Below are 4,605 nucleotides of genomic sequence, written 5' to 3' on the forward strand. Positions count from 1 at the left end.
ACTAGCGAATGCTTCAGATTCAAATGCAGCTCGGCTTTTTGGTGAAAAGGTTGCTGCTCCTCCGCCATTCGTCCGCCGCAGAAAGCCCCTAATCGTCGGGTAGCGGTAAATCTCCTCGCTTTCGAAGGAAAATCCCGCTTTCTCCAGCTCGACCTCCAGCTTCAACGCTTTTAGCGAATGGCCGCCGACATTAAAGAAGTCGTCGGTTACGCCAATCGTCTCTACCTCCAGCACAGCCCTCCAAATGCGGAGCAGCTTCTCCTCCTGCTCATCTGCTGGCGGCTCGCCGATGGATAGTCCGCTGACCTTTTCATAAGGGCTGGGCAGCTGCTTTCGGTCTATTTTTCCGTTTGGTGTATACGGAAGCTCGCTCAGCGGAATATAGAATGAGGGCAGCATATAATCGGGCAGATGGGAAGCTATTGCGCTTCTTATGTCATCCGCCAACAGCGCCGCCGAGGAAACATAGTAAGCGCAAAGAATGTGGCTTCCTTTGCCATCCTCCTGTGCCATGCATACGGCCGCTTTAATCTGCTCTATGCTTAATAGGGCAGATTCAATCTCGCCCAGCTCGACTCTAAACCCTCTAATTTTCACTTGATGGTCCATGCGCCCCAGAAATTCAATTTCCCCGCCGGGCAGCCTTCGTGCCAGATCGCCTGTCCGGTACATCTTCCCACCGTTTCCATAAGGACATGGAACGAATTTGTCAGCCGTGAGGTCCTCCCGCTTCCAGTAGCCAATCGCTACGCCGTCTCCGGCGATACACAACTCCCCAGCCACACCTTCCGGCAGCAGACGCAGAAGCGGGTCGACAATATACATTTGTGTATTGGCGATAGGTGCCCCTAGCGTTATGCTGCTCGCACTCGTCACATCCTGGACGGAGGACCAAACCGTCGTCTCCGTCGGGCCGTACATATTGTAAATGCTGGCCCCGGAGCACCGTTCCCGAAGCTGGTGAAGCAGCTCATCCGGGAAGGCTTCCCCTCCTACCATAAGCGTCGTTATCTGCTCCAAGCCTGCTTCTGCCGAATTATCGTTCAGCAGCAGTTGAATCCGGGAAGGCGTCGCCTGCAGCAGCTCGATCCGATTATGCGCAAGCCACCGCTGGAGCAAGGCTGGATTATGCTGCTCCTCTTCGCTCGCAATAACAACGACTAGTCCTTGCGTCAGCGGCAAGAGCGTCTCCAGCACGAATATATCGAAGCAGAGCGTCGTGACGGCAGCAATGGTTTTTCCTCCTGAGAAGGCAGGGATTCGGCCCGTAATACCCGTTATAAAATTAACAACAGCCCTGTGCGGAACCAGCACACCTTTCGGCAGGCCAGTAGAGCCGGATGTGTAAATTAAATAAGCGGCATCCTCCGGGTCATTCACATTAGACAGCAGAGGATCGAGTTCTCCATATACCCGAATGTCGTCGAGATTTACGGTTTCCCCCTGAAAATCAACATGGCTGATCAATCCATCCTGTGTAAGCAGGACGCCTGAGCCGCTGTCGACCAGCATATGCCTGATCCGGTCCGGCGGATAAGTCGGGTCAATGGGCATATAGGTGCCCCCGGCCTTCAACACCGCCAAAATCGCGATCATCATTTCGAATGACCGATTCGTCATGACAGCGGCAACTCGGTGCCTTCCAATTCCCATGCTGCGAAGCAGGCAAGCGAGCCGGTCCGAACGATCCTTAAGCTCCCCGTAAGTAAGCTCCCTCCCGCCAAAACGCAGCGCGGTCCAACCCGCGGTATTCATGGCTTGGCTGTCAAACAGCTCATGTACCGTTTTATCCTTTGGATAAGGAATTGCCGCCGGATTAAACCGCTCAAGCGACTCTATTTCCCCCTGTGAAAGCATGCGTATCTGGTTCAGCGGAATATCCGTTTGCTGAATCGCCTCTTCCAGAAAACCGACAAAATGATCAAACATCCGTTCCATATATCGCTGCGAATACATGGAACGTTCATAGAGCAGCTCCAGTTGCAGGCGATCACCCTCCATAATGAAATAAAAGGTAACGGCTGCTTTCGAGTCCTGCATGTATAAAGGGGCATGCAACGTATTTAGGGCAACGACCGTTTTGAAGGCAGGGACTGCTGCTTCGGGATTGTGCTTAAACAGTCTGATGATGGCTTGGAAGGGAATGTGCCTGTACTTCCTTGCCTCCTGCACTGTTTGGCTAACTTTCTGTATATATTCCTTGAACGACAATGCTTCATCGACATGCACCTGCAGGGCGATCAGCTGGTTGGGGGCAGTTTTTTCTACCGTTTGTTGTCCGGATGGCATGCCGGTGGTCACGATCCGCTCCCCTGTATACCGATGAAGCAAATAGAGTACACCTGACAGCAAAAACGCATACAAGCCTTGCTGGGAGTACCTGCATAAGGGCAGCAGCCGTTCGATCAATTCAGGCGGAATCGGGCCTTTGACCAAATCGACCGCTCCCGGGCGCAGACCAGCTTCCTTGAGGTCGCCCTCAAAGGCAGTCGGCTCAGCAGAAGGATCAAGCTTGCTTAGCCAATACTCCCTCTCCTCCTGCCATTTGCCGCTCGAGAGCAGCATATTTTCCGAATAGGAATCCATATCCATTCCCTCCCTTCTTTTCTACATGGTTGATGGGGATAGCCGCCTAAAAATTAAAGGAGATTTCCTCATCATCCTCATATAATGGCATCTCGGTTTTACCGCTGGCCAGTTCAATGTTCTGCAGAAGGATATCGGGCTGCTTGGCAATAGCCTCAAGAATGCTCAAGTAATCCTTCAACATCCGCTCCGCTGTCTGCCGATCATACAGCCGCGTGTTGTACTCCAGCCTCAGCCGAAGCTTTCCGCCTTGCTCCATAGCCTCCAGCGTCAGCTCATAATCGGTCAGATTATAAACTTCATCGATAGAATGGCCAATAGCCCTTTCATCAACAGGAACATTTTGATAAATAAACACCGTATCGAACAGCGGGTGGCGGTTCGCGCTTCGCTTTACGTTCAAATGATGGATCAGCTCGTCAAGCGGGTAATCCTGATTATCGAAAGCCTGCACAGCGTTTGCTTTTATATGTTCCAGACAGCTTAAGAAGGTCAGTTCCTTGCGGGGAGCAACCCGCATCGCCAGCATATTGATGAACATGCCGAGAATTTTGTCCATTTCCCGCTTTGGCCGTCCCGTAACTGGTGATCCGATGACCAGGTCATCTTGCGCGGAATACTTGGACAGCAGTACGGCATAAGCGGCGAGCAGCAGCATATACATCGTCGCTCCATATACGCTTGACTGCTGTTTCAGCTTTTCCGTCAGCTCACGGTCTGCCAGGCTCATGACGATACCGCCCTCAAAAACAAAATGCTCAGGCCTTGGCTGATCCGTCGGCAGCCGCAGCACAGGGATTTCGCCCGCAAACGTCTCTTCCCAGTAAAGCTGCTGGCGCTTCATTTGCTCCGTCTGCATGAAGGAGAGCTGCCATTCCACATAATCCTTGTATTGATACGGCAGGGCGGGCGGCGATTCACCTTTGTACAGCTGAACAAGCTCCCGCATGAAAATTTCCATGGATACGCCGTCCGTAATAATGTGGTGTGCATCGTACAGCAGATAATATTTTTCCTCCTCGACCTTCACGAGGCCAAGCCGGAAAAACGGCGGTTCATTCAAATTAAACGGCTGCTTGAACCGATTCATAATGTCTTTCGCCTCAGCCTCTTCTGCCTCCCAGTAGCCCATCTCGAATGGGACTTGTTCCCTGATTACTTGGACAATTTCCCCATCCATGCTCATAACGGCGGTTCGCAGCACCTCATGCCTGTCAATCATGCGGCGCACAGCCAGCTCCATCCGCTCGGGCTCCACCCGGATGTTCAGCACCGAAACTCTGAACTGATTGGCGCTTGTGAGCTGTGGCTCCCGTTTAAAGCCAAGGAACATGCGCTTCTGGGCATGGGATGCTGGATAGTACGGCTTAACAGCTGCATTCTGGATAGGCGGATACTGGCTCATACGGATTGGGTCCCGACTAGCGGATTGCTTTTGCAGATGCTCCGCCAGTTGAACGACAGTCGAATATTCGAATAGATCACTGATCGTCACCGTTTCGAACGTATGCGTCTCAATCTCGCCCTGGAGCTTCATTAATACGAGTGAATCTGCACCCATTTCAAAGAAATTGTCATAGATATCAATCTCCTCATAACCAAGAACCAGCTTGCAGCATAGGGCAAGCTTCTGCTCCAGCTCAGAGTAGCTGCCAGCCTCCCGGCCAAGCATGACAACGCCATCCGCGCTGCGTTCCTTCTTCTGCTCACTGCCGCCGCTTTGCTTCCGCTTGCTGTCTTTCTTCGCCGCAATCCGCTTCCGAATCGAATCGGAGCAAGCTACACCGGAGCGTTCAAGCAGCAGAGCGCCTGCGCCATCGTAGTGGATTTGTCCTATTAGCGCTCTGCTTGCACCGCTTTGCAGCAAGGAAGCGAAGCCTTCAAGCCCTAGCTCAGTCGGCAGCGTTCTGAAAATCGTATCGAATACATGCCCGCCATCAAAGGCCATTCCGGTCTCTTTCCACGTCGTCCAGTTCACAGTAAGCGTGCGCCCGCCTCTTCTTTGCCGATAAGGGGCAT

At 52.6% G+C, this 4,605-nt stretch carries 2 protein-coding genes; both read right to left on the reverse strand.

Features of this window, described 5'->3' with window-relative positions:
* Positions 1-2,586, reverse strand: a 2,586-nt coding sequence (locus ABEW34_RS31815; RefSeq protein ID WP_430165862.1) for a non-ribosomal peptide synthetase, incomplete at its 3' end; no start/stop codon positions are given.
* 46 nt (positions 2,587-2,632) lie between these two features.
* Positions 2,633-4,605 (reverse strand): condensation domain-containing protein (locus ABEW34_RS31820; protein WP_430165864.1); only part of this gene is annotated, 1,973 nt, incomplete at its 5' end.

This window comes from Paenibacillus algorifonticola, from assembly GCF_050481745.1.
Classification (GTDB): domain Bacteria; phylum Bacillota; class Bacilli; order Paenibacillales; family Paenibacillaceae; genus Pristimantibacillus; species Pristimantibacillus algorifonticola_A.